Origin of the sequence: Zhongshania antarctica (assembly GCF_014202945.1) — a bacterium.
Classification (GTDB): domain Bacteria; phylum Pseudomonadota; class Gammaproteobacteria; order Pseudomonadales; family Spongiibacteraceae; genus Spongiibacter; species Spongiibacter antarcticus.
This window is the reverse complement of record NZ_JACHHW010000007.1, coordinates 1-21,651: the sequence shown is the minus strand read 5'-3', so window position 1 is coordinate 21,651 and position 21,651 is coordinate 1. Positions and strand designations below refer to the sequence as shown.

Sequence of the window (21,651 nt, the reverse complement as noted above, 5' to 3'; positions counted from 1 at the left end):
TTATGAGGTACATCGTTCAGCCCTGCAGGACGCAGGGCCAAGTTTGCAGACCAATAATTAACGCGGCTGCATGCGTATTGCGCCATCCAAACGAATACATTCGCCATTCATATATTCGTTCTCAGCAATCATGACTGAGAGGTGCGCGATTTCTTCCGGACGACCAAGACGACGCGGGTTTACCACACTGTTTTCTAAAGACTTATAGGCTTCTTCAGGTAGGGTTTCGAACAGCGGCGTGTGAATCAAGCCCGGTACAATAGTGTTAACGCGAATACCGTAAGACGCTAAATCACGCGCCATTGGCAAGGTCATAGCGACCACGCCACCTTTAGATGCGCTGTAAGCCAACTGACCGACTTGACCTTCGTAAGCCGCTACTGAGGCAGTATTGATAATTACCCCACGGGCATTCGCGCCGTCGTAGGCTTCGTTTTTGGCCATTTGCTCAGCCGCTAAACGGGCAACGTTGAAGGTACCGATTAAGTTCACGTTAATTACGTGCTTATAGGCATCTAATGGGAACGGGCCGTTTTTACCCAGCGTTTTTACTGCGTTGCCAATACCGGCATAGTTATTACAAATATGAATGGCACCAAACTTCGCCATTACTTCTGCAATGGCAGTGCTCACTGACTCTTCGTCAGAAACATTGACGTTATGAAAACTGACATTGTCGGCACCCAACTCAGCAACAATGGCATTGCCGCGGTCGGCGTTCATATCAAAAATAGCAACCTTGCCACCTTTAGCGACGTAGGCCCGCACAGTGGCCTCACCTAGACCAGATGCACCACCAGTAACCACTGCAATTTTGCCAGTAATATCCATTATCTCACTCCCAATATTATTAAATGAACTCTCAAAACCCCTAGGCCCAAGCACACCAAAACAGTGAGATCGAACCCAGAATTCGAAATTGGCCATATTCTGTGCCATAGCTGATCGAGGCGACATGTCACTTCAGAACAAAAAACATGACATTTTCTTACACTGCCGCTGCGAAACCCCATAAGCGTGAGCTCGTGGGGAAAATTCGCAGGGTAAAGGCTGGAACTATAGGATAGCGTGCAGAAATTAAGCCGCGCTGGAGATGACTGGATCTTGCTCGGCGGTATCTTCACCACCAAAGGCTTCTAATACCGCCGGAATGAATTTAGCAAATTCGCCAGTCATGATGTTGAAATCCACATCGAACTGTTCGGCGGCGCTATCGGCATTGGTTTCGCCTAGCTTTTCTTGGACAAGGTCGCCAAAGCTCAAACGCTTGATCGTCAACTGGTCGTCTACAATAAAATCGATATCACCTACCCAATGCAAGGCCAATTTATTGACGAACATACCCGCTTGAATGTGATTATTAATCTCGGTGGAGCAAAGGTTTTGATTTTTACAACGAATCACTGCGCTGTCGTCGGCCTTGTCGCGTAATTCACATTCGCCACCCAGCTCAAAGCCCTTGGGTGCGCTGCCATTGGTCAACCACTCGGTCATGGCGTGCTGAGCAACATTTTTTGCCTTAATCGGAATAACCGGCAGACTGCCCAGCGATTCGCGCAATAAAACCATTAACTCTTCAGCCTTATTGTGCGAGCCCGCATCCACAATCAACAAACCCTCTTGGGGCGCAATATAGGCAAACACACGATTCGAGCGTGTAAATGCGCGGGGCAGCAGAGAAAAAATAATTTCTTCTTTTAGGTCTGTGCGCTCTTTGCGTCCGGGCCTGCGGTCTTCCTGAGATTTAATTTCTTCTAGCTTGTCAGCCAACACTTCATTAATGACCGCCGCGGGGAGAATTTTTTCCTGCTTTTTGGCGCAGACCATAATATAGCCGTTGGCACTGTGCACATATTGGCTACCCTGACTGCCCAGCGGCATGGTCCAGCCGTAACTAGAAGGATCTTGACTATTACAGGGTGAAAAGGCCATTTCGCCTAATTTTTGATCCACCTCATCTGCGGTGAGGGTAAATGGCTTGGTAAAACGGTATATAAGAAGATTTTTAAACCACATGTATCGCATTGCCTGTGTAACGATAAAAGAAAATGTTCGCCGTCATTGTAGTGCTTTATGACAAGGGAAAAACCAAGAACACAAAATTATTGGCAAATTTGTGCCCAGCACTATCACCGGCTACTGCGCCGCGCTCGCCGCAAACTCCCCTGCCATCTTGGCGCAGGCGGATTTACTTAAATAGTTTACGCAGACTTCAGCTAGGCGAGCATCAGGCCGATTCTCGCACTGCCAAACATCACTATTAAAACTCTGACTATTAAGCTCACAGCGCCGCTCAGCCTCGCCTAGGAGCAGTTTTTGGCTTTGCGCCAACCATTTATCGATGTCTGCTTTCAATTTTAACTGCATCGACGCCGGCGTTTTCTCCTGCTCCCCAGTACTATGGCGCTGCCACGTGATAATCCGCGCCCGACTTTGGCGCTGCCAGCTCTGCCATAACTCGCTCAAACCTGGCACTTGGCCATCCTGGGCTATTGCCTTGTTTTCACTTAAATCTGCTAACAACGCCTCTTTTAGCGTCGCAAGTGCGTCTGCCGACACAATACTGCTGCCCAAAACTGCCGAAAAATGCTTATTCAAGCGTGTCACTTGCCATTCATAGCGACCGTTGATGCGGTCATAAAGCTCTGCGCTCGGGAGCATCTCAGCCTCAGCCCCCGACTGGCCAAAACGCCTGTATTTTGGCCCCTCATCATCAACCTGAATACCAATACCAATCGGTGTGCCAAGCAGGTAGCGCGCATAAAACCGCAGATCACCATAATGCAGTTGCCTTACATCACCGTGCCGCAGCCACTGGCCCTCGTACAGGGCATCGACACTAATCTCGATTTGACTAACCACGCCGTGGTGATAAAGGGTGAAGCGATGAAAGGCGCCACTATTATCTAAGTCTGCGGCGGCAATCGCCAATACCGACGCCGGAAAATCCTCGCTCAGGGCATAAAATACCGCTTTGTCACAATCGTAGGCATAGACGCTCAACAGTGCTTGCGGCGCCGTTAAATTAGGCATTATTTTGCAGTCACCCAAGATATCGGCCTCGGTAAAACTACCCGGCTCGTAATAAAAATAATGAACCGGCTCCCCTGCTATTTGAAAATTAAAATACTGGCGCTCAACAACATACTGCTTGCCCTCGCTGCTGGTCGTCGATATTTTCACTATGCCCCTAGGCACTCCAGCTTGATAGCGAAGATCAACTTCAAACGGGCCGGATAAAGGGCGACGAATCTTCACAAAAGCATGGCCTGCCCCAGCAGGACTAATATCCCGACGATATTGGGTATAGGTGTTTTCGCCCGCCATCGTCATACGTTGCGGCGCCTGAAAGGGATGAAGCTCGCCATAAGCGGCCGCCCAATGACTGACCTCAGCGCTTGCCAATATACGCTGCTCGGCATCAAGTATGACGAAACCACCGGCAAACCCGAGTTCATTCTCTTCCGGGTCTAAACTAAAGTCGCCCGTTAGTAGCAGCTGCAGCCGCCCTCCTTGGGCATCTTGGTAGGACTGCCGGAGCTCGCCCCGCAGCGGAAAGCCCGCCTCGTTAAATTTCCCACTAAATACTGTATTAAGCTTATCGCCGTAGGTCACCGTACCTTGCCTAAATAAGCCACCGCGATATTCACCACTAAAAACCGGTGAGGGTTGGCCTTCGGCACTAAAACGGCGCTGTTCGGCATGATGCGCGCAGGCGCTTAGTCCGAGCACAAGCAAACATCCCCAAATGATGCCGCTGAATTGCTTAAACATTCACTTCCCCATACCCCTAATGATCCCTAAAAGCGCAAGTTTGCGCGGAAAACAATCATAACCCAAGCAGTTTAATTTGATTTGACCCAGTTCCCAGCTTTACTTTACAGGGCTGACCATGACATCTTCAGCTCCGCAAATAATTAGCAAGGGAAACCGTTTAACAATGACCATAGCTTTAGTAAGTATTTTAGTCGCTGGCATCATTTGTCAGTGGCTGGCATGGCGGTTTCGCCTACCGGCGATTGTACTTCTCGCGGCCTGCGGCTTAATACTCGGACCAATAAGCGGCTGGATTAACCCCGCCGTTGAGTTTGGCACCGGGCTCACCGCGGTAACCTCATTATTTGTAGCCATCATTCTCTTCGAGGGCGGACTCAATCTTCAGTTCCATGAATTGCGCGAAACAGCGCAAGTAACGCGGCGCCTAACATCAATCGGCGTAATCCTAGCATGGGGCATTGGTATCGCGATGGCGCACTGGGTTGGCGGATTAAGCTGGGCCGTGTCAGCCCTACTCGGCGCCATTTTGGTGGTTACCGGGCCAACGGTCATTATGCCGCTGCTTAAACACGCCAAACTCAACCGCCGTACGGCCTCCTATTTAAAATGGGAGGGCATCATAAACGATCCTATTGGGGTGTTATTGGCGGTACTGGTTTATCAATACTTGCTTTATTCCGGCGAAGGCCCTGCCATACAGTCCGTTATTGCCAGCCTCGCCTTAGCGCTCGGCGTTTCCGCGGTACTCGGGGGCGGTGTTGCCTACGGCTTGGGCTATAGCTTTCGACAAGGCTGGATTCCTGAATACCTAAAAGCGCCATCAGTTATTGCGGCGGTTCTCGCGGTATACGCCCTTTCCGACCTTGCCCAACATGAGTCTGGATTGCTCGCGACCACCCTAATGGGCGTGGTAATGGGCAATATGCGTTTGCGCAGCTTGGACGAAATGCGTCGATTCAAAGAGTACATCACCATCATATTGGTGTCGTTTTTGTTTGTGGTGCTTACCGCGTCACTCACTATGGAGTCGATACGCGCCATTCACTGGCCGTTGATTGCCATGGTGCTTGGCTTTGTTTTTGTGGTTCGTCCCCTCGCCGTCTTTCTTGCCACCATCCGCACCGACTGTAGCTGGCAGGATCGCGTGCTAATGGGATGGATCGCCCCGCGTGGGGTTGTCGCAGCTGCGTCCGCTGGCGCTTTTGCCCCAGCACTCATTGACGCCGGATTCAGCGACGCTGAGTATTTGGTACCCGCGGTATTTATGCTAATTTTCACCACTATCATCGCCCACGGTTTTTCCCTTGGCCCCCTAACCAAATTATTAAAACTGGGATCGGCTGGCAAAGGCCGAATTCTCATCGTTGGCGCCTCACCGTGGACCGTTGAACTGGCTAGCGCCCTGAAAAAAATCAACCAAGATGTGGTTATTGCCGATACGGAATGGGGGCGACTGCAATCTGCCCGCCAGCAGGGAATAGACACGTGGTTTGGTGAGGTGCTGTCTGACTTGGCCGAGGAAGCCATGGCCCTAGACAATATTTACACCGTGCTGGCCGCAACAGGCAACAACCATTACAACTCAATGGTATGTAACCACTTTGCTCCCCACCTTGGCCGCCACCGCGTGTTTCAGCCCTACGACAGCGGCTATGAACGCCACAATCGCGTGGTGTCAGAAACTCGACGCGGCATTACCGCCTTCTCCGCCAATATTTCTTTTGCCGAACTGTGGACCCGAATGATTCGTGGCTGGGGTATCCGCAAAACGATTATTACCGAGACTTACACCGAGAAAGACTTTTTGGCCAAGCTACCTGAAGATGCCGTGCGGCTTGCCATTATCCCCGAAAGCGGCAAACTGGAATGGCTAAGCCAAAAAGCCCGCAAACTGCAGTCTGGCGATACCGTCATTAGTTTTGTGCCGCCAGAACCAAACGACGAGTCTGTCGAGAAGCCGATTTCCCTACCGGCATAAACCTGTTCAAGCGCGGTGCATTGCGAGCAATCACCGCGCAAATCCTTTACTAAACGTTATCCAAAAACTTGACCTAGCAATCAACACACTCTATTTTGTATCAATCGATACAAAATAGAGTTCACATGGCCCGTCCCAGACAACAAGACACCAAGCAGTTACTTGACGCCGCAACCCAGCTATTTTGGCGGCAAGGTTTTGCCGCGACCGGAACCCGCGAGATTGAACTCGCCCTTGGGCTAAAGTCCCCAGCCATCTACCACCGCTTTCACTCTAAACACGGTTTGTTTTGTGCCAGCCTTCGTCACTATATTGAGAGCGTAATTGACTGGCGTATTCGCCACTATCTTGACGCTGAGGATGCCCTGACCGGCTTATGCGCATTTTTTGAGTCCATTCCTCAAAATGCCAAGCGCTTCCAGCAGCCTAGTTCGTGTTTACTGGTTAACACTAGCCTTGAACGCGCATCAGCCGATGAGGAAATACAAGCTTGCCTGCATGAAGGCACCCACAAAATATTTTTGGCGCTGCGCAGCAATTTATTACGACTTCAAGCTCAGCATCTATTGGCACCTAATGCCGAGATCGACCAGCTTGCTGATAATCTGCAATTGCAATTGTTCGGCTTACTCGTGAGTAGCCGCTTAAACAACGAACACCATAGCTTGGCCGATAAAGCCAGGCACATTATCGCCACCCTACCTATAACAGCAACAACTGGAGCGAACGAATGACACCACTACGCACACCCGATAGTTTTTTTGCGAACTTAGCCGACTACCCTTTTGCACCGAACTACATCAACGTTGACGATACCGAAGGCGGCAGTTTGCGCCTGCACTATGTTGATGAAGGCCCAAAAGACGCACCGCCGATTTTGCTGATGCACGGTGAGCCAACGTGGAGCTACCTATACCGCAAGATGATTCCAGGCTTGGCTGCAGCAGGGTTTCGAGTTATCGCCCCAGACTTAATTGGCTTTGGCCGTTCAGACAAACCAAGCGAGCGCAGTGATTACACCTACCAGCGTCACGTAGATTGGCTCCGTGCACTGTTAGATCAACTCGACTTACAAGACATCACCCTGTTCTGCCAAGATTGGGGCGGACTGATTGGACTACGCTTACTGGCCGAAGAAAACAACCGTTTTAGCCGCACCGTCGCCGCGAACACCATGCTACCAACGGGCGACCATCATCCCGGTGAAGCCTTTATACAATGGCAGCAGCTGTCGCAAAACATACCAACGTTTACCGTGGGTAAACTGATTGCCGGAGCTTGCGTTAAAAAGCTATCTGCAGAAACGATCGCGGCCTACGATGCGCCCTTCCCAGACGAGACATATAAAGCCGGCGCACGCCAGTTTCCAATGCTAGTCCCTATTTCGCCTGAAGACCCTGCGGCAGTACCGAATCGACGCGCTTGGGAAACCCTCGGTAAAATGCAAAAACCTTTTCTAACCGCATTTAGCGATAAAGACCCGATCACCTCAGGTGGCGAGCCAATATTCAGAAAGATGATTCCCGGTTGTGCAGACCAAGCTCACACAACGATTAAGGACGGAGGGCATTTTTTACAAGAAGACCAAAGCGAGCGTTTGGTTGAGGTTATTTTAGAATTCATTGCGGCAACAGCCAATAGCTAAGCGACACTTACGGGGAGGCGTAAGCCTCCCCAATGCATTCACTTTTCCTCTAGCAGCACCTATGCTATAACACCATAAAGTCCGGTACATTAAATACCCAGCTTTTCTCTTCTTTGCGACTGCTTATGCGCCAGCCCGTATCAGTGCGTCGATACGTATCCACATACCAAAGACCGAGCATAAACACCTGTGTTTCGTCGCCCAGTGGCATCGCCATCGGGTTGAAACACATTACGCGACCAGTGCCAGTATCACCGCTAACCGTAATTTGAATATTGGCATTAAGATGCTGCGTCGCACTAAACGCAGGCAGAGCCTCCTTGAGAAACGCGATGGTGCTCGGCAAGTCACCGATCGTGCCGCCAAATGCACTGTAATCAATATGCGCGTCAGCGGTAAAAATATCGCTCAATTCCTCAGCCGCCTGTCGGTCTATAATATCGGCGTAGTGGTACAGCATGTCTTGAATTTCAAAACGATCCGACATTTCTTCTAAAGATAGGGCCATGGCATATCTCCTTGTTAAGGTTCTTATTGTTGTTTTATTACTCTACCGTTTGAACTACAGCCCTACCGCTAACTGCAAAAATTAATCGAGTTTAAAAACCCTGCGCGCATTTTCGCTAAGGAATTTCGGCCACACCTCATCTTTAAACGGCACATTCGGCATGTCTTTAAAGATACGATCTAAAGACAAGCCCATCGGGAAATAGCCCGCATACATTACCTTGTCGGCGCCGCGGCTGTTCGCAAATTTCACAATCTCTTCGGGGTAATGCTTGGGCGCAAACGCACTGGTCATGTAATACAGATTCGGGTATTTCAGCATCAGTTTCCACGCTAATTTTTCCCAAGGCTCGGCGCCGTGGCGCATAACAACTTTGAGTTCGGGGAAAAACCAACATACCTCATCAAGCAGTTCCACTTTCTGCGGCGCCATTGGTAGACGTGGGCCAGGAACGCCGACGCAAGGGCAAAATGGAATATCGAGTTCAACGCACTTAGCGTAAATTGGATACCATTTTTTATCGTCGTAAGGCACTTGTGGACAAAGACCTGAGGCAAAGCCGGTTATTGCCTTAACGCCGAACTCTTTGTGCAGACGCACGATTTTCCTGACTTCGTCCATGCCATTATTCGGATTGACTTCAAGCGAGCAAAAAAACCGATCTGGATGACGGCGTAGCGCTTCTTTGGCAATCTCATTATGGTCGTCAATGCCCAGCATGGCGCGTTCAATATTGTGCTTATCCATTTGTTCAATGGTATAGGCAATGTAGTCTTCTTTCTTACCGCTCTCAGGAATGTCTTTAAACATATATTGAGCGGGCATTTTAAACATAGTGCGGCTTTCTTCATCCATCAGCAGTGGCTTCATAAACTCATACCACTGGCTATTGTCTTCGCCCGGTACGCTAAGCATCAGGTCTATTACTTTAATGTCGTCGGGCATTGCCATGAATCGGCTCCTATTAATTATTTCGCTATGGCCGTGTACACCAGTTAAGACTTAGCATTCTTCACGATATACCAGCTGCCCTCAATAACATAAGGCGTCACCGGGATAGCAAAAACGGTCAATAGTAAATCGAAATGGCGGCATCTAAATAGCGCGCGACGACGAAGTCCGCGATAGCGCACACGGCCTTAGGAGATACTTAGCCCACCATGTTGACATGGCAAGCTAAGTAGAGAGGTTAATCGCCTAGTTTGCCAAGGCTCTCTAGCGTGCTAATACAGGCTGATGCTGCTTCTGCACCTTTAACGACGAAATGCTCTCGAAAAAAGCTGACATGTTCTTCGCTGCTGTGGAAGTTGTGCGGTGTTAGAACCACGGAAAAGATCGGCGTCAAGGTTTCTAACTGTACTTGCATAAGGCCAGAAATAACGGACTGCGCGACGTATTCATGTTTATAAATGCCGCTATTAGTCACTAAGCCCGCCGCAACGATGGCGGCGTATTTACCTGTTTGGGCAAGCAATTTTGCGTGCAGTGGAATTTCGAAGGCACCGGGCACTTCAAATAGTTCGACTTTTAGATTGCTATGCTTGGCTGTGTCAGCCAGAAAGGATTCTTTGCAGCGGTCAACGATATCACGGTGCCAACAGGCTTGGATAAACGCGATGGTTTGTGTATCAGTTGATGCGGTAGTTTTCGATATCATGGTTTAGCCCCGAGTGAATAAAACAGGGCGGCAAAAGTGAGTAACAAACCGTCAGGCAACACCGTTAAAAAAACAGCGACTGATAGCATGTAACCCTCTTTATTCTCATAACCAGACTTTCACTGTCGGCTCTGGAATTTCACCAGATCTGCTGTCCTTAGTCACATCATTGCAAAAAGATACTGACCAAGCGCCCGCGGGCTACATGCTAGGCATGATTACCGCCGGTGGGGACTTACACCCCGCCCTGAGAACCTCGACGATCGATTGTTCGAGGGTGCAGATACTAGCAAATCTGCCACAGCTTTGTATACGAGCTGGCGCAATTGAGGCCGTTATTTACATTATATTTGAACGAACAATGACGAAAAAAACGGCTAGCTGAGGTGGCGTCAGCAGTGAGTTGTTTCGTGCACTCGGACTACAGAGTATTGGCGAAGCCTAACACGACCACCTCTCTGTCACGTGACACTCAGGCTTTAGTTAAAGCTTGCCGTATTTCCACCGCCAGTTCAGCCAATGCACTTTGAGACGCTGCGCGACGGCCGTGGAATTGCTTAGGAGTATCATGTTGGCAGGGAATTAAATGCATATGATAGTGGAATACCGTCTGCCCGGCAGCGCGGCCATTGAGCTGGTGGATCGCCAAACCTGGAGACTTGGTAACGCGCTTAACCACTGGGGCAAGACGTTTGGCATGCAGCGCTACCGCGGTGATCTCCTCCCCGCTGAGGGAAAATATATTGTCATGATGATTGGTGGGGATAATCAAACTGTGGCCAGGACTGACTGGCGATATATCTAAAAAACTCAGAACCTGTTCGTCTTGGTAGAGAATATGAGCAGGCGCCTTGCCGGCAATGATTTTACAAAAAATACAATTTTGCGCCACTGACTCATCGCCAAACAAGCCTTGTTGCATGATTACCTTACCCTTGTCGAATTTTGAATTTAACGCGTAAAACCGGCGGCAAGCTACACTTCCATCGGCCCGGTATCGGGTTCATACACACCATGATAAGGACAGTTTGACGGGTCGATGCTCCGATAGCGATACACGCCTTCGCTATCCAGCTCTCGTTGCATTCGCCCTTCCGCACACAAATAATGAAGGTGGGCAACCGCCTCACCCAGAGCCAAACTGAGTTGATCCATGCCCACTTTCCGGGCAAACATAATACCAAACAAATCGAGGGCAATTTTCGGCTCAACACAGGCCTTTTCAATTTCCTCTAAATGTCCTTCATGGTGAGCTATTAAATAATCTAGTCGCGCATGCACACCATAAAACGGCGCATTATGCGCCGGCATAACCAGTGTATCGGCATCGATATCGGCACGAAAACGCCGCAGTGCACTAAACCAATCTGCCAGCGGGTTCGCCTCTGGCTCTGAGGGCATAACACTAACATTCGACGTAATACGCGGAATAATCTGGTCGCCAGACATCATCAGCTTATCTTCGGCGCAATACAGCGACACATGCTCTGGAGAGTGACCGGCACCAGTCATAATCAGCCAGTCGCGGCCGCCTATGCGTAAAGTCTGCCCTTCTTCCAAACGCCGATAAGCGGTGGGCAAAGGCGCAACAACCGAACCAAAGCCCTTAAATCGCGACGCCATTTCTTTCTGATAATCTTTGTCTACCCCGGCCCTACTGAAGTACTCTTCTGTCGTCCAGCTAATCTGGTCGGTACTCGCACCGGTAAATGTCCGCGCCTCATAATACTCTTTGTAACTCATGTACAGCGGCACCCGCAGATGCTCGCACAACCAGCCCGCCTGGCCAACGTGATCAGGGTGCATATGCGTACAAATCACCCCTAGCACCGGCTTTGCCGCCATTGGGCCAGCAAGCAGCAGCTCCCAGCGCTCGCGCGTATCGCCGAGATTTATGCCCGTATCAATTATCCACCAACCGGCATCATCCTCAAGCACATACAGATTGATGTGATCCAGTGCCATTGGTAAAACCATTCGCAGCCAATAGATGCCTTTGGCAACTTCTAACCATTGGCCTTTTTCCGGTGCACCCGGAAAAGGATAAGATATTCCTGCTTTGGCATCACTACTCATAGGTATTCCATATTAGATGTGCAGAAAGGCAACAGCCCAGAGGCAGCTGCCTTGGGCAACTCAAGCTAAACGCAGAGGCAATTTGCGCAGGCGCTGGCCGGTTGCCGCGAATACCGCATTCGCAAGCGCAGGTGCCAGTGGCGGCACGCCCGGCTCGCCTACGCCGGTTGGCGCGTTAGCACTGTCGACACGATACACTTCAATTTCCGGCGTTTCATTGATTCGCAAAACTTCATAATCATGAAAGTTACTTTGCTGAACAGCACCATCTTCGATGGTAATCTCGCCTTTCAAGGCCGCCGTTAAGGCAAACACAATACCACCTTCCATTTGCGCAACAACAATATCCGAGTTAATCACCATACCACATTCCACGGCGCAAACCACTTTATGCACTTTGATTTTGCCGTCGGCGATCGACACATTCACAACCTGAGCCACGACGGTAGAGAAGGATTCATGTACGGCAACGCCCTGAAATTGGCCCTGCGGAGGATTACCCCAGTTCGCCTTGGCCGCCGCCAACTCCAAAACTTGACGACGACGCGAGTCTTTGGCCATATGTGCCAGACGGAAGGCAACCGGATCTTGGGTGGTTTGATGGGCAAGCTCGTCAATAAAACTTTCAATAAAGAAACCATTTTGGGAATGCCCCACCGAGCGCCAATACCCTAGCGGAATAGTGGTTTTTTGCTCCACATAATCGGTGCGCATATAGGGAAACTCATAATCCGAATGCGCTATGCCTTCAGCCGCTGCGGGGTCAGATCCACTGGCCATACCGCCAATCTTTTTATGAAGCCCTTTAGGGAGCCACTGGGGCAGCAACGTATTGGTTACAAATTGCACAAAGCCACCCAATATACTTGGTGCAACAATTTTGGCCTGCAAACTGGTTACGGCTGACTGATCTATCATCGCGCTCATTGCCACAGTCGCATTGGGCCTATAAAAATCGCCGCGCATATCGTCTTCGCGGCTCCACACCAATCTCACTGGTTTACCGCTAAGTTGCGCGATACGCGCCGCCTCAACCAAATAATCCGGCATGATACGCCGACCAAAACCGCCACCGAGCATATGATTATGAATACGGATTTGCTCGCGTTTAAACCCTGTCGCATCAGCAATTTCTGACAATGCAATGTCGGGCGACTGATTGCCGGTCCAAATTTCAATGCCTTCTTTAGTGGCTACCGCCACCGCATTCATCGGCTCCATCGTTGCATGGGCGAGGTAAGGCACATCGTAAACAGCCTCGAACAACTCGCCGGTTGCCGCGCTCGCCTCGCCTTTTTCCTCAACGTTTTTGCCGGCTTCACTAGTCAACATGCCGTGGCGTTCAACCCGCAGCGACTCACTACTCACTCCCGCCAACGGGCCCTTATCCCAAACGACGCTCACTACGCCCGCGGCCTGGCGCGCCTGCCAATAAGTTTCGGCCAAAACCGCAACGGCGCCGTCAACTTCAAAGACAGACTTAACACCCGACATTTTCAGCGCGTTACTCGCATCAAAGCTGCTTACTTTGCCGCCAAAATGCGGGCAACGTAGCAGCACAGCGGTCATCGCACCGGGGTATTGAACATCAATACCAAACTCAGATTTGCCCGTGACTTTGCCTAAAGCGTCTAAACGCTGTCTGTGGCGGCCAATATATTGAAAGTCTTGTGGCGATTTTAGCGTCACTTCAGTCGGCGTCGCTAAACCGCGGGCAATAGGCAGCAATGTCGCAAAATCTACTTCACCACCGGCATACACCACTTTGCCGTCCTTAAGATTAAGCGCCGACTCTGCTATAGATAAATACTGTGCAGCCGCAGTCTTTAGCATTGCCGCCACGGTGGCCGCCGCCTCACGCAAAATTGTGTAGCCGTATTTAATCGAGGAGCTGCCGCCGGTGATCATCACATAAAATTCTGGGTCACGAAAATCCGGATAAAACTCAGCGTGCTGAACAATAATCAGACTCGGATCCATATTCAATTCTTCAGCAGCCATGGTTGCCATACCGGTGTACACACCTTGACCCATTTCTGATTTGTAGAGCTGAAGAATCACCTGCCCGCTCGGGCTTACTTGTATATAGGCATTGGGCTGTAAATCAGTTGCCGAGAAATGTGGGTATTCAGTTTGGGCGCAACCGCTAAGATTAAAGCCAATCGCCAAGCCACCGCCAAAAATAGCACCACCTTTAATAAAACTACGTCTGGAGATAGTCATTACACATTCTCCTTAACGGTATTGGCCGGCTGATAGTGTTGCACCACCGCAAGTTCAGAAGCACGATGAATCGCTTTGCGAATACGGGGATATGTACCACACCGGCATATATTGCCCGCCATAGCGGCATCAATCTCTGCGTCGTTCGGCGCGCTATTATTGGCGAGCAAGGCCACTGCGGACATAATCTGACCTGACTGACAGTAGCCACATTGGGGCACATTCATCTCTAGCCACGCCTGCTGAACCGGATGCAAATTCTCATCCGAACTCGCTAAGCCTTCAATAGTGGTAATGGCTTTGCCATTTACGAATTCCGCAGGGTAACTGCAACTCCGAATAGGGCTGCCATCTAGATGCACGGTGCATGCGCCACAGAGGCCCATTCCACAGCCAAACTTGGTGCCGGTCATGGCCAGATGGTCACGTAACACCCATAAAAGCGGTGTGCCGTCATCAACGCTCAGGGTTTGCTGCTGACCGTTTAAGGTAAATTCTAAATCTGCCATGTTATCTCCGAATACATCTCGCAATATGCCACACTATACCGATCTGCAAAAACAATGTCCCGCGACTGAATTGCAAAGGTCATAGATTATGACCAATGTTGGCCGCTACACTTATTAATTCTTGTTCACAAAGATGTTCCCTCCCGCCACAAACAGCATACCGGCGCCAATACATGGGCAAAAAAAAGGCGGCAATCACAAAGATTGCCGCCGTACCGAGGCTTTATCCAGATTAGAAACGAAAAACCAAATCCGCAGACAAGGTGTTGGCCGACATATTCACCGATTCATCGTCATCTAATACATAGTGGTCGTATCCGATTTGTAAATCGGCATTGTGCGCTACCGCAAAACGCAGACCGATGCCCACATAGGGATCGGTACCTTCTACCGAAAACTCACCTTGGCGACTATTGTCTTCTAACGTGCCAGAAAATTCCCAAGAATACACGCCAAAGCGCGCATACAAGCCCACCGGCTCTTCAATGGGGGTATGGACTTTTACACCAAAGAAAACGCCGTCAACATCAGCATCCATATCAACCCTACCCGCAGCAAAACCGTTATTTACTATCTGCGAGCCGTCAGAAACACTGGTGGAGGTTATTTTACCTAAATCGACAAACCCCAACTCCAGGGCCAACTGGGGGCTAAACCCGAAGCCGACACCCGCTCGCAGGCCGTAGCTTTCATTATCGACCTGCACATCCGACAGCGACCCATCACCAAAACTATAGCGATAGTCCGAAGCCTCAAAATCGTATTCAGATGCACTCAGACCACCAAACATATACATGCTTGGCCCACTGCGGTAACGATTGCTAGCGCCATGTTCCGCATGCACTAAACTAGGCAAGACTACGAGGGTGGTAAGCGTAACAACAGACAGTATTTTCATGGCCGTACTCCATTTAAGTATGGTCGCAGTATGCTCACTGCTAACTTAATCCCGCCTGAACAGTTATTTGAGTTTTGCCGGTAAATTAAAAAACAGTAAAGCCAGTGAGTGCCATCCCAGCTCCACATCTGAGTGCATTATCGTGCACCAATTTAGCATCCCCCGCCTAACAGTGGTGCGAGACAAAATATACCTTTGTTACCGCTAATTCACAGTCACTTTGTTTTCGACGAATTTGCCTGCCAACTCGGGCAAACAAACGTTTACCACTACTTCCGCAGCCCAAATTAAGTAAATAAAACACTGCCATAACGACTTGGCTTACTTGATGCATTGATGGAATTAACTGCGCAGGTAATGAGTTAAAACCTAGCTGTAACACTAGGGTCAAGTATTACCGCTAGGATGCTTAAAGGATGAGCACCTTAACCGCTATTTCAACACATCTATACTTAACGAGGACGCATACATGGATATTTCTAGTAGCACTGTCTCTCAGACTCTGCCACTCCTCAAGGGAAAGCACATCTTAATTACTGGCACCACCGGCTTTGTTGGCAAAGTCATGCTAGAAAAAATCATGCGCACCGTACCCGACATCGGCGGAGTTTATTTAGTCATTCGCGGCAATAAAAAGCACGCCAATGCCGGTAGCCGCTTCGCCAACGAAATTGCCACCTCGTCGGTTTTCGAACACCTAAAACTAAATTCCCCAGACTACTTTAATGACTTCTGTGATAACCGAGTGCACTGCATTAGCGGCGAAATTAGCGAGCCCCAATTTGGTCTGTCGCGCAGCGAGTTCCGCGCACTTGGCGGTAAAATTGACGCTATAGTAAACTGCGCTGCCAGCGTTAATTTTCGCGAAGAGCTCGACCGCGCCCTCGCGATCAACACTCACAGCTTGCGCAATATTGTCGAGCTGTCAGATATCGCGGGCAATATTCCCGTTATACAAGTCTCAACCTGCTACGTTAACGGCTTCAATAAAGGCCCTATTCACGAAACTGTGGTCAAGCCAACACGCGGCGAACTCACTCAGCACAAAAGTGGCTACTTCGAGGTCTGCAGTTTAATCCAAGAACTAGAATTAAAAATTGCTGATGTACACAGCCAATACCAAGGCAAAGAACTCAAAAGCCAGTTGATTGACCTCGGTATTCGTGAAGCCAATGCCCTAGGCTGGAATGATACCTATACCTTTACCAAATGGCTGGGCGAGCAAATTCTTTTAAAATCGCTGCGGGGTTACTCACTCACCCTCCTAAGACCGTCAATTGTTGAAAGCACGCTAAACGAACCGTCTCCTGGCTGGATCGAAGGCGTCAAAGTTGCGGATGCGATTTTGCTAGCCTACGCCAAAGAAAAAGTGAGTTTTTTCCCCGGCAAACGCAGTGGCGTTATCGACGTTATTCCCGCCGACTTAGTAGCGAACAGCATACTACTTTCACTGGCTGAACAGTTTAAAGCGCCGGGCAACCACCACGTTTATCAATGCTGCAGTGGTGGGGCAAACCCACTCACACTCGGCACGTTTATCGACCACTTGATGGCCGAGGCCAAAGAAAACCACGGAGCCTACGACAAACTATTTTCACGGCGCCCTCGCAAACCCTTTATCGCGGTGAATAAACGCCTGTTTAATGCCATTACCTTGTGCATGAGTTTTGTGCTGCTTATGGCCAGCCAAACCCTTGGCAAACTTGGCTGGAAACGGAGTCTCAAAGCCCGTCGAAACCTTGATGCCGCCATAAGCTTATCGACCATATTCTCGTTTTACACCGAACCAGAATATATCTTCCGCAACGACAAACTCATCAATTTAGCCAAGCGCATGGGGCCCGCCGACCAAGCCCTGTTCCCGGTAGATGCCCGCGCAATAAACTGGGAACACTACTTGCGCAAAGTTCACATGCCTGGCCTCAACTGCTACGCCTTAAAAGGCAAAAGCCAAACCGCGACAAACAGAAAAATTGTGGCTACAAGCCAAAAGCAAGCCGCTTAAGCTCGCTACTGCGCCGCTCAGCCGCGCAGTAGCTCGTACGATTAAACCCCAAGGCTTAAGCCTCCGCCAGGGCGGCCAATTGCTCGACCACCATTGCCCAACCCTCAGCAAAACCCATTTGCGCATGCCGCTTCATCGCGGCCTCGTTCCAATGCCGCGCACTGGCGGTATAGCCAGCACCCTGCCCCGCTGCACTTATCAAAAGGCATAAGGTGGATTTGAACACCCCCTCGGCTTAGTCGAAACCTGATGACGTAATTCGACATTGCAACGCAACATTACATAATCCTCAGCAAAATCTAGCTAACAGCCTCGACTTACTGTGAGAGAATAGCCGCAATAATAGGCAATTTGATTACATTCATTACCTGTGAGGCCCTAAATGCTGCAAACACCGTCAACGCCATGGATTAAACGCCTAGCCAGCCTAATCGCCCTAGCCCTAGTTCTGCCCGTTAGCGCTGACACCAGCAGCCCCACGGTAAGAGATATTGTCATTGTGGGCAGCAACTGGGATGGCACCGCCGAAATTTTTGACCCGCATACCTTTGAAACCCTAAAAACAATTAATCTCGTGCCGGACCGCGCCGAGCGCATGGACGAGATCAACAATGGCAGCTTACTACGCCGCTTCATGTTCCAATTTGTTCGCCACGTCCCCGGCGAAGGCAATGACCAACTGGTCGATGACTTATTCACCTCCCACGACGGCCGCTTTGTCTATGTTTCACGCCCCAGCTTTGCCGATGTCGTCGCGATAGACATGCACAGTGGCGAAATTGTCTGGCGCACTCCCATTGCGGGCTACCGCGCCGACCATGCCGCGATCTCGCCAGACGGAAAGACCTTCATGGTTTCAGCCTCCACCGCCCGAAAGGTACAAGCCATCGACACCGCCACCGGCAAAATTATTGGCGAGTTTGAATCTGGCGACCAACCCCACGAAAACACCTACTCAACAGACGGCAAGCTGATCTATCACGCCAGTATCGGCAAGGTATTTGTGCCCACAACGGCCTCGTGGTTAGATTGGATTAAGGGTGATCGCTGGTTACAAATTGTCGACGCCAGCACCCTAGAAGTGCTCAAACGCATCGACATTGGTAAGAAGCTCGCAGAAGCCGGGTTTCCCTGGATCGACTCAGCGGTACGGCCAATGGCAGTGCCTGCAGATGGCAAGCACCTATATTTACAAGTGTCGTTTTTCCACGGCTTGTTTGAATACGATCTCGAAACTGAGCGCATCACCCGCAAACTGGAGCTGCCCATACCCCAGCTAATTCAAGATATGCCCTACTCAGACTACCAGCTCAACTCCGCCCACCACGGCCTGGCGGTTAACTCAGCCGGAACCAAGCTCTGCGCGGCAGCCACCATGTCGGGCTATGTCGCCATAATCGACCGAGAAAGTTTTGACTATAAAGTTGTGCAGCTCTCCGAACACCCCTTGGGTGCCAAACCATACTGGGCAACTGAAAGCCACGACGGCAAGTATTGCTATGTCTCGGTTAGCGAACAAGACCGAGTTTCGGTTATCTCCTTTGCAGAAGCCAAAGAAGTAGCCAGCGTCCCCGTGGGCAACCACCCTCAACGCGTGCGCAACGGCAAATTGCTAATGCAATGAGCCGCCCGAACGTATATTAGTATGCTGATCTATACGCACATAAAATAGCTTGAAGCACTCAGGAAAAAAGATGCGCGAATTATCGAATACCACCGCCAGCGTGGTATTTCTTAATTAAGCACCGCAGCCGGTATCGCTAATAATTTTGGGCATATAGACCTCGGCGTAGATCAACTGAATTAATTTGGTGAACAAAATGAATAGCAAGATTGTCGTTATAACCACCGGAGGAACGATAGGCTCCATTCTGCAATCGAGCACTGTCTCAGTAGACTTATCTGCAAACAAAATCGCCAAAGAAATTGAAATAGCAAAGCAAACACTGGGCTATGACATTGAAGTCGCAGCGCCAATAAATAAAAATTCAGAGGCATTCGCACCCAGTGATTGGCTAGATATTTTATTGAGTATCCAAGCAGCCTGCGCAACAGATGCAAGCGCTGTTGTGGTGACACACGGTACCGACACCCTTGTTTATACAGTATCAGCCGCCGTGGCCTTAGGGCATTTATGGAATAAGAAAATTTGCTTTACTGGCGCGTTTTACTCGCCCGACAACCCGTCTTCAGACACCTCCTTGAGCCTTTTAGCGGCATTAGAATTTGCCGCGTCAAGCCATCCGGCAAGTGGCATTTTTGTCGCGTTCAGGTCAAACGAAAACAATAGTGAGGCCAGAATACTCAATGGCTTCGACGTTAAGCCCATGAATTTTGACGACTCATACTTTGGCGCCTTATATAATAATGTGCTTGCAAGCTACTCCCCAAAATATGGCTTATCTAACCCTGCCTCCAGCACGGGCATAACACATCCAAAAATTGAAACTGCCAACTTGCCTGACAAAAAAGCCATCGAAACAGCCCAAGCCAAAATATGCTGCATAACGCTCTACCCCGGCATAGATAAAAGCGTCCTCCAAGCCGTCACAAAAGGTCGAGACATCGTCATTATCCAGCTATACCACAGCGGGACAGGTCCCTATGGCGCGGACTACAACGACCTTATTGAACACCTACGCGAACACGCAGATAAAACACTCTTTCTATTGGCGTCTTTCCCTAGCCAACATATACAAACCCCCTACGATAGTAGCCGAGCTCTTATCGACGCCGGGGGCTGCATTTACAAAGACGTGCAATCGCACTTCTTATATGTTTTCTCACTGCTATCGCTTGCCCTCGGAAATACCAATAAGCAGATCAAACGCCAGCTCGCAGATTGGCAAATGAGCTAGAGCCTCAATGGGTTCCACGTATTAAATAACCAATTCAATCAATTTGGCGAAGCCGTAAAGCAACTTAAAGGGGTGTTTTATCAAAGCTCAGAAATAATTAAAACCCGGATTCGTACGTGGACAATCCAAAGTCGGCCCAAAAGCTTAGATACCCTCCAAATTTTTGGTTCTTCAGGAGGTGCGAATGCGCCTCCCTTGAAGTTCTGTCGATAACTGTACGTAAAGCTTATGTAAGAACCGATATCGCAATCGGATTATCAATTCCAACTTGAACTGCCACTGGGGAATAAATATCGACATCAGAGCTATCTACTTCAAGTGAAACAACAAGTGAATAAGCTACAGGCTTCTGATCCCTTTTTTCAGTGAGTGCCTTTTGGCTTTGGCTCCACCATCCGGCAATCGGAACTACAGCAATTAAATTTCGCAATGCTAAATCTGAAGCAGAGCCCTCCCAAGTATCTTGGTGTATTGTTCCTCTCGTCCGCAATCGTTCTTTCAAACACCAGCCGCTATTATCTACACCCCCAGCCTCGTAATTATCCGGTCTCTCAGAGAGATTAATTCGCGCAACAAAATCATCACTGCTTTCATTTTTTTGATTTAACTTGAATCGTAGGCCATGAGATTGATAGCGGAATCGCTTTGTGTACGCCCGTCGCCCAGGGTTTGGCTCAATATAGTAGGAAAGTGTTACCCTTAACTTTGCTTTAGCATTACCCAGTGCAAGTAATTCAGCCTGCGGCCATGGCAACTCAATTAAGTGCATTTCATTTAGCCCCAACCGACCATCCTTTAGCTTGTATGGGTAAATAAAATCCTGGACGACCATAGTTAAATAATTTGTTTTACTAGCCAATGCCCGATCAAGACTTGGAACGCCATGGCCAAACATTCGAAGTACGATCTCCTTCGCATCACTTTCCAATAACCCTTGAGCGACAGCCAAATCTTTATAGTTCCACATAGCATCTGTCCAAGATGCACTATGGATTATCAGAGCCCGAATTGTTTCTGACCAGTACTCCGGATACTGAGACCAAACATTAGCAGCTAATCTTGAAGTAAGTGCCGTCGCGGCGCTCGTTTCTCTGTGGTCTATAAAGAATCGGCCCTTCGTATGGTCCCCTGTGGTGACTAACGAGACACAATCAGCATTGGTAATATGTTTCTTATCCGGAGATATAATTAAATTACCACCTTCTTCTACAATATCCGGCTTAAGTGGCGCCTCCTTCCTCCAACCCCACTCTAAAGACGTTCGCGATGTAGGGGATATATCGCCCGCGTTAGATAATGCACTCCAGTCTTTATAAGTCCACTCTGACACATCAGTCATTTTGTAGTGGCATAGTGAATTTGGCCACCTGATTAGAGGTGATATGATCACCTCTATAACGATACAGGTGATCAATGAGCAATCGTACAAGACCGACTTTTAGCCCAGAATTTCGATTGGAAGCAGCCCAGCTGGTTGTTAATCAGGGGCGCTCTATTCGAGATGCTGCAGAAGCCAT

Annotated in this window: 19 protein-coding genes and 1 riboswitch; of the genes, 6 read left to right on the top strand and 13 right to left on the bottom strand. The window is 49.5% G+C overall.

The genetic code is table 11. The features are described 5' to 3' along the window. Nucleotides 1-57 precede the first annotated feature (57 nt). From HNQ57_RS13000 to HNQ57_RS12990, 3 genes are all read right to left on the bottom strand, one after another. Nucleotides 58-831, bottom strand: a complete 774-nt coding sequence (locus HNQ57_RS13000) for an SDR family NAD(P)-dependent oxidoreductase (RefSeq protein ID WP_184463668.1) — start codon at nucleotides 829-831, stop codon at nucleotides 58-60. Between the two features lie 246 nt (nucleotides 832-1,077). Next, entirely contained in the window at nucleotides 1,078-2,016 is a 939-nt protein-coding gene (gene rdgC / locus HNQ57_RS12995) for a recombination-associated protein RdgC (RefSeq protein WP_184463666.1), read from the bottom strand. Between the two features lie 120 nt (nucleotides 2,017-2,136). Further along, nucleotides 2,137-3,774, bottom strand: a complete 1,638-nt coding sequence (locus tag HNQ57_RS12990) for a hypothetical protein (RefSeq protein WP_184463663.1) — start codon at nucleotides 3,772-3,774, stop codon at nucleotides 2,137-2,139. Nucleotides 3,775-3,940: 166 nt separating this feature from the next. Between HNQ57_RS12990 and HNQ57_RS12985 the strand changes: the two genes are divergently transcribed. From HNQ57_RS12985 to HNQ57_RS12975, 3 genes are all read left to right on the top strand, one after another. Next, entirely contained in the window at nucleotides 3,941-5,755 is a 1,815-nt protein-coding gene (locus tag HNQ57_RS12985; RefSeq protein WP_184463661.1) for a cation:proton antiporter, read from the top strand. Nucleotides 5,756-5,880: 125 nt separating this feature from the next. Then, nucleotides 5,881-6,489 (top strand): TetR/AcrR family transcriptional regulator, encoded by a 609-nt coding sequence (locus HNQ57_RS12980; protein WP_184463659.1) that lies wholly within the window; start codon nucleotides 5,881-5,883, stop codon nucleotides 6,487-6,489. After that, nucleotides 6,486-7,400, top strand: a complete 915-nt coding sequence (locus tag HNQ57_RS12975) for a haloalkane dehalogenase (protein ID WP_184463657.1) — start codon at nucleotides 6,486-6,488, stop codon at nucleotides 7,398-7,400. The genes HNQ57_RS12980 and HNQ57_RS12975 overlap by 4 nt, the downstream gene beginning before the upstream one ends. A 64-nt stretch (nucleotides 7,401-7,464) precedes the next feature. On the opposite strand, the gene HNQ57_RS12970 is transcribed toward HNQ57_RS12975, so the two are convergent. From HNQ57_RS12970 to HNQ57_RS12935, 8 genes are all read right to left on the bottom strand, one after another. Further along, a complete protein-coding gene (locus HNQ57_RS12970; protein ID WP_184463655.1) occupies nucleotides 7,465-7,908 on the bottom strand; it encodes a nuclear transport factor 2 family protein in 444 nt (147 codons plus the stop codon). Between the two features lie 81 nt (nucleotides 7,909-7,989). Continuing rightward, nucleotides 7,990-8,859: an amidohydrolase family protein gene (locus HNQ57_RS12965; protein ID WP_184463653.1), complete on the bottom strand. Its 870-nt coding sequence runs from the start codon at nucleotides 8,857-8,859 to the stop codon at nucleotides 7,990-7,992. Nucleotides 8,860-9,097: 238 nt separating this feature from the next. Continuing rightward, complete coding sequence (locus HNQ57_RS12960) at nucleotides 9,098-9,565, bottom strand: 6,7-dimethyl-8-ribityllumazine synthase (protein WP_184463651.1); 468 nt, start codon at nucleotides 9,563-9,565, stop codon at nucleotides 9,098-9,100. 97 nt (nucleotides 9,566-9,662) lie between these two features. Further along, nucleotides 9,663-9,824: riboswitch (FMN riboswitch) on the bottom strand. Between the two features lie 213 nt (nucleotides 9,825-10,037). After that, complete coding sequence (locus HNQ57_RS12955) at nucleotides 10,038-10,487, bottom strand: HIT family protein (RefSeq protein WP_184463649.1); 450 nt, start codon at nucleotides 10,485-10,487, stop codon at nucleotides 10,038-10,040. Between the two features lie 53 nt (nucleotides 10,488-10,540). Further along, nucleotides 10,541-11,641, bottom strand: a complete 1,101-nt coding sequence (locus HNQ57_RS12950; RefSeq protein ID WP_184463647.1) for an MBL fold metallo-hydrolase — start codon at nucleotides 11,639-11,641, stop codon at nucleotides 10,541-10,543. 60 nt (nucleotides 11,642-11,701) lie between these two features. Then, entirely contained in the window at nucleotides 11,702-13,864 is a 2,163-nt protein-coding gene (locus tag HNQ57_RS12945; RefSeq protein ID WP_184463645.1) for a xanthine dehydrogenase family protein molybdopterin-binding subunit, read from the bottom strand. After that, nucleotides 13,864-14,373, bottom strand: a complete 510-nt coding sequence (locus HNQ57_RS12940) for a (2Fe-2S)-binding protein (protein ID WP_184463643.1) — start codon at nucleotides 14,371-14,373, stop codon at nucleotides 13,864-13,866. The genes HNQ57_RS12945 and HNQ57_RS12940 overlap by 1 nt, the downstream gene beginning before the upstream one ends. Before the next feature lie 232 nt (nucleotides 14,374-14,605). After that, nucleotides 14,606-15,271 (bottom strand): outer membrane beta-barrel protein, encoded by a 666-nt coding sequence (locus HNQ57_RS12935; RefSeq protein WP_184463641.1) that lies wholly within the window; start codon nucleotides 15,269-15,271, stop codon nucleotides 14,606-14,608. A 469-nt stretch (nucleotides 15,272-15,740) separates the two neighbouring features. Here HNQ57_RS12935 and HNQ57_RS12930 point away from each other — a divergent pair, with 469 nt between their 5' ends. After that, on the top strand, nucleotides 15,741-17,276 hold the full coding sequence (locus HNQ57_RS12930) for a fatty acyl-CoA reductase (protein WP_184463639.1): 1,536 nt from the start codon (nucleotides 15,741-15,743) through the stop codon (nucleotides 17,274-17,276). Nucleotides 17,277-17,331: 55 nt separating this feature from the next. Here the strand turns inward: HNQ57_RS12930 and HNQ57_RS12925 are convergent, their stop codons facing one another. Further along, complete coding sequence (locus HNQ57_RS12925; protein WP_184463637.1) at nucleotides 17,332-17,502, bottom strand: SRPBCC family protein; 171 nt, start codon at nucleotides 17,500-17,502, stop codon at nucleotides 17,332-17,334. A 156-nt stretch (nucleotides 17,503-17,658) separates the two neighbouring features. On the opposite strand from HNQ57_RS12925, the gene HNQ57_RS12920 reads away from it, so the two are divergent. Continuing rightward, complete coding sequence (locus HNQ57_RS12920) at nucleotides 17,659-18,900, top strand: YncE family protein (protein ID WP_184463635.1); 1,242 nt, start codon at nucleotides 17,659-17,661, stop codon at nucleotides 18,898-18,900. 196 nt (nucleotides 18,901-19,096) lie between these two features. After that, nucleotides 19,097-20,134 (top strand): asparaginase domain-containing protein, encoded by a 1,038-nt coding sequence (locus HNQ57_RS12915; RefSeq protein WP_184463633.1) that lies wholly within the window; start codon nucleotides 19,097-19,099, stop codon nucleotides 20,132-20,134. A 226-nt stretch (nucleotides 20,135-20,360) separates the two neighbouring features. Here the strand turns inward: HNQ57_RS12915 and HNQ57_RS12910 are convergent, their stop codons facing one another. Continuing rightward, on the bottom strand, nucleotides 20,361-21,473 hold the full coding sequence (locus tag HNQ57_RS12910) for a S8 family serine peptidase (RefSeq protein ID WP_184463631.1): 1,113 nt from the start codon (nucleotides 21,471-21,473) through the stop codon (nucleotides 20,361-20,363). Nucleotides 21,474-21,651 lie beyond the last annotated feature (178 nt).

Bases quoted from the DNA above. Each gene is read 5' to 3' on its own strand.
- HNQ57_RS13000 (WP_184463668.1), bottom strand. From the start codon at position 831: ATGGATATTACTGGCAAAATTGCAGTGGTTACTGGTGGTGCATCTGGT.
- rdgC (WP_184463666.1), bottom strand. From the start codon at position 2,016: ATGTGGTTTAAAAATCTTCTTATATACCGTTTTACCAAGCCATTTACC.
- HNQ57_RS12990 (WP_184463663.1), bottom strand. From the start codon at position 3,774: ATGTTTAAGCAATTCAGCGGCATCATTTGGGGATGTTTGCTTGTGCTC.
- HNQ57_RS12985 (WP_184463661.1), top strand. From the start codon at position 3,941: ATGACCATAGCTTTAGTAAGTATTTTAGTCGCTGGCATCATTTGTCAG.
- HNQ57_RS12980 (WP_184463659.1), top strand. From the start codon at position 5,881: ATGGCCCGTCCCAGACAACAAGACACCAAGCAGTTACTTGACGCCGCA.
- HNQ57_RS12975 (WP_184463657.1), top strand. From the start codon at position 6,486: ATGACACCACTACGCACACCCGATAGTTTTTTTGCGAACTTAGCCGAC.
- HNQ57_RS12970 (WP_184463655.1), bottom strand. From the start codon at position 7,908: ATGGCCCTATCTTTAGAAGAAATGTCGGATCGTTTTGAAATTCAAGAC.
- HNQ57_RS12965 (WP_184463653.1), bottom strand. From the start codon at position 8,859: ATGGCAATGCCCGACGACATTAAAGTAATAGACCTGATGCTTAGCGTA.
- HNQ57_RS12960 (WP_184463651.1), bottom strand. From the start codon at position 9,565: ATGATATCGAAAACTACCGCATCAACTGATACACAAACCATCGCGTTT.
- HNQ57_RS12955 (WP_184463649.1), bottom strand. From the start codon at position 10,487: ATGCAACAAGGCTTGTTTGGCGATGAGTCAGTGGCGCAAAATTGTATT.
- HNQ57_RS12950 (WP_184463647.1), bottom strand. From the start codon at position 11,641: ATGAGTAGTGATGCCAAAGCAGGAATATCTTATCCTTTTCCGGGTGCA.
- HNQ57_RS12945 (WP_184463645.1), bottom strand. From the start codon at position 13,864: ATGACTATCTCCAGACGTAGTTTTATTAAAGGTGGTGCTATTTTTGGC.
- HNQ57_RS12940 (WP_184463643.1), bottom strand. From the start codon at position 14,373: ATGGCAGATTTAGAATTTACCTTAAACGGTCAGCAGCAAACCCTGAGC.
- HNQ57_RS12935 (WP_184463641.1), bottom strand. From the start codon at position 15,271: ATGAAAATACTGTCTGTTGTTACGCTTACCACCCTCGTAGTCTTGCCT.
- HNQ57_RS12930 (WP_184463639.1), top strand. From the start codon at position 15,741: ATGGATATTTCTAGTAGCACTGTCTCTCAGACTCTGCCACTCCTCAAG.
- HNQ57_RS12920 (WP_184463635.1), top strand. From the start codon at position 17,659: ATGCTGCAAACACCGTCAACGCCATGGATTAAACGCCTAGCCAGCCTA.
- HNQ57_RS12915 (WP_184463633.1), top strand. From the start codon at position 19,097: ATGAATAGCAAGATTGTCGTTATAACCACCGGAGGAACGATAGGCTCC.
- HNQ57_RS12910 (WP_184463631.1), bottom strand. From the start codon at position 21,473: ATGACTGATGTGTCAGAGTGGACTTATAAAGACTGGAGTGCATTATCT.